Here is a 3,011-nt window from a genome sequence, read left to right as displayed (position 1 = left end):
ACCATGGTCGTCCGCCTGGCCGAATCGCTCGAGCTGCCCCTGCGTGATCGCAACAACCTGCTGCTGTCCGCCGGTTTCGCGCCGGTGTTCCCGGAAAGCGATCTGGCCGCACCCGAATTGGCGCCGATCCGCGAGGCGCTGGCCGCGGTCCTCGATGGGCACCTGCCCTACCCGGCGCTCGTCGCACGCCCACGCGGCGAGCTGGTCACCGCCAACGCCGCGTTCGACCTGTTCACCGAGGGCGTCGCCGACCACCTGCTACGCGCACCGATCAATGTCCTGCGGTTGGCCCTGCACCCCGACGGCGTCGCACCCCGCGTCATCAACCTGCCGGAATGGGGCAGGCATATCGTCGACTCCTTGCGCAGCCGCGCGGCCCGCACCCCCGACCCCGCTGTCGAGGCCCTGATCACGGAACTGTCGGGCTACCTGCCCGCCGCCACTCCCGGCCCCGGCCATCTCGGCTTCGCCGTCCCACTGCACCTGCGCAGCGTGGACGGCGAGCTGCGCCTGATCACCACGCTCACCTCGTTCGCCACCGCCACCGACGTCACCGTCGCCGAACTCCAGCTCGAGGCCTTCCTGCCCGCCGACGAGCAGACCGCGCACATCCTGCGTCTGCGCGCGGCACGGCGTTGAGCGCGATCGGTCGCTTCAGGACCAGCGCCGCGTGATGCCTCGCGTCCGCCTGCCGTTCCAGCAGCCGCGATGCCAGTGCCTGCGGTCGTCCTCGCCGCCATAGGCCGGCCACGCGACGATATGCGCGACACCGGGCATGATCTCGTGGTCGCACCCCGGACACCGATAGGTCTTCACCGCGCGCGTGCCAGGGATGGTGCGCACCACGTACATCTCGTCGCCGGGCCCGGGTTCGGTACGCCCGAACACATCGCCCAGCGGGCGCTCGGACGGCGCATCCGTCCGGCGCGCTGGACGCGGTTTACGGCGAGGCATGATTCCAGCTTAGAAGAGCCGGAACTCGTTGCTCTCCGTGCCGCGCAGGGCGTCGTAATCCAGCGTCAGGCACCGGATTCCACGGTCCTCGGCGAGCGTGCGCGCCTGCGGCTTGATCTGCTGGGCCGCGAACACCCCCGCGACCGGAGCCAGCAGCGGATCGCGGTTGAGCAGTTCGAGGTAGCGGGTGAGCTGTTCGACGCCGTCGATCTCCCCGCGCCGCTTGATCTCCACCGCGACCGTCGCGCCGTCGGCGTCGCGGCACAGCAGGTCCACCGGGCCGATCGCCGTCATGTACTCGCGCCGGATCAGGGTGTAGCCGGGGCCGAGCGTTTGCACATGCTCGGCCAGCAGCTCCTGAAGATGGGCCTCCACACCGTCTTTCACCAGGCCCGGGTCCACGCCGAGCTCATGCTTGGAGTCGTGCTCGATCTCCTCGATGGTGATCCGCAGTTCCTCGCCGGCCTTGTTGGTGACCACCCACAGCGCGCCCGCACCGTCGCCGTCGCGCTCCTCCATCCAGCAGGGCGGGCTCATCCAGTTCAGCGGCTTATAGGACCCACCGTCGGAATGCACCAGCACCGACCCGTCCGCTTTCATCAGCAACAGCCTCTTGGCCATCGGAAGATGAGCGGTGAGCCGACCGACGTAGTCGACCTGACAGCGAGCAATCACGAGGCGCACCGGGACGAGTGTAGGCGGCGGACTTACTCCGGCTCGAGCGGGCTACGGTCAGTTCGGCAGGGCGAAACAGTAGGTCGCGTTCTCCTCTTTGTGAACGAAATGGAATTTGCCGATCAGGATCATGTCCATGCGGCGGCCGACATCCTCGGTGGGCACCTCACATACCTCGGTGTCCTGCACACCGCGGACGATGCGGTCGAACCGCGCGGAGCCGTCGGTGCACGCCGGGTCATAGGTGTAATCGCGGATCGATGCTTGGTAGCAGTGCCCGATGATCACGTTGGGCGCCGCGCACGAGTGCGCGGTGACGATGTCACCGTGATGCTCTCCGGTCGTGATGATCAGGCTCTGGATATCGGTGCACTCGACCTCTCGATCGGTGTCGGTGACGATCTCCGAGGCCACGATCTTCTTCGTCGCAGCCGGATTGGCGCAGTCCAGAGCCGGTATGGATTCGTGCATGACATCGCCACCGTGATGGTCGATGCAGGTGCCGACGGCCGGATAGGCCAGCGGCCCGGAATCGTTCTCGCTGCTCTTGATCGATACGAGCACACGCAGCCCGATAAGCGCGCCGCCCAACACGACGACCACACCGATCGCCGAGATGATCAACCACTTCGGCGTGCGACTCGGAGCAGGCCTCGGCGCATATCCGGGCGTCATCCCGTAGCCAGGGGGCGGCACCGGGTGGCTCGGCGGCGGAGCCGAATACCCATAGGGCGCAGCCGCATACGGCGCCACCGGATGACCGCCGGGGTACCCGGCACCCGGGCCCGCCGGCGGAACGCCGTACGGAGGCGATGGATGCCCATAACCAGGTGCGGCGGGAGGATAGCCGGCGCCTGACGCCGGGTTCACGACAACTGTGGGACCAGGATCGTTCCGCTGCTGATTCGGATGCCCCGCGCCGGCGTCGGAACGACCCGCCGCAGCCGGCTCCTTCGACAACCCGATCGGATCCCCATTCCTGCTGCCGTCATACGGGTTCGTCACGAATCCCCCTCGCTTCCAAGCTGACTCGAATTCGCCGGCCCGCCCACCCTATCGATAAACCCTGGAAACGACGAAAGCCCCCGACCGTGGTCGGGGGCTTTCGTGAAAGGATGTTCCGGCGGTGTCCTACTCTCCCACACCCTGTCGAGTGCAGTACCATCGGCGCAGGTGGCCTTAGCTTCCGGGTTCGGAATGGGACCGGGCGTTTCCCCACCGCTATAGCCGCCGTAACTCTATGAAACTGTCACACTCCGTGTTCGGGAGGATCTCTTTTCCTGGGACCTGGTCCCCGGAAAACCCCTGACAAAGTCGGGGGTGTGGGGGCCGGGCCCCCACCGATCCTCCACGCCGGGCCTGTAGGGGCGGCAGCCCCTACC

The 3,011-nt window shown here is 67.4% G+C and carries 4 protein-coding genes and 1 rRNA gene; 1 reads left to right on the top strand and 4 read right to left on the bottom strand.

Annotated elements, in window-relative coordinates:
* The coding region (locus RJ05_RS31295) for an MmyB family transcriptional regulator (RefSeq protein ID WP_036533856.1) at positions 1 to 639 on the top strand (639 nt) is incomplete at its 5' end.
* A 15-nt stretch (positions 640 to 654) separates the two neighbouring features.
* Here RJ05_RS31295 and RJ05_RS05575 read toward each other — a convergent pair.
* The 4 genes from RJ05_RS05575 to rrf all read right to left on the bottom strand — a co-directional run bounded on the left by RJ05_RS05575 (position 655) and on the right by rrf (position 2,864).
* Positions 655 to 954 (bottom strand): Rv1322 family protein, encoded by a 300-nt coding sequence (locus RJ05_RS05575; protein WP_014349418.1) that lies wholly within the window; start codon positions 952 to 954, stop codon positions 655 to 657.
* A gap of 9 nt (positions 955 to 963) precedes the next feature.
* The gene (gene nucS / locus RJ05_RS05570) at positions 964 to 1,638 is read right to left on the bottom strand and encodes an endonuclease NucS (protein WP_036533853.1); all 675 of its coding nucleotides are present in this window, start codon (positions 1,636 to 1,638) and stop codon (positions 964 to 966) included.
* Between the two features lie 48 nt (positions 1,639 to 1,686).
* Positions 1,687 to 2,253 carry a hypothetical protein gene (locus RJ05_RS05565; RefSeq protein WP_036533851.1) on the bottom strand — a complete coding sequence of 189 codons (567 nt, stop codon included), beginning with the start codon at positions 2,251 to 2,253 and terminating at the stop codon, positions 1,687 to 1,689.
* Between the two features lie 494 nt (positions 2,254 to 2,747).
* Positions 2,748 to 2,864, bottom strand: a 5S ribosomal RNA gene (rrf, locus tag RJ05_RS05560).
* Positions 2,865 to 3,011: the final 147 nt, after the last annotated feature.

Origin of the sequence: Nocardia cyriacigeorgica NBRC 100375 (assembly GCF_000308555.1) — a bacterium.
GTDB classification, from domain to species: domain Bacteria; phylum Actinomycetota; class Actinomycetes; order Mycobacteriales; family Mycobacteriaceae; genus Nocardia; species Nocardia cyriacigeorgica.
This window is presented reverse-complemented; position numbering and strand designations above follow the sequence as displayed.

Coding starts and splice junctions, on each gene's coding strand:
- RJ05_RS05575 (WP_014349418.1), bottom strand. CDS start 954: ATGCCTCGCCGTAAACCGCGTCCAGCGCGCCGGACGGATGCGCCGTCC.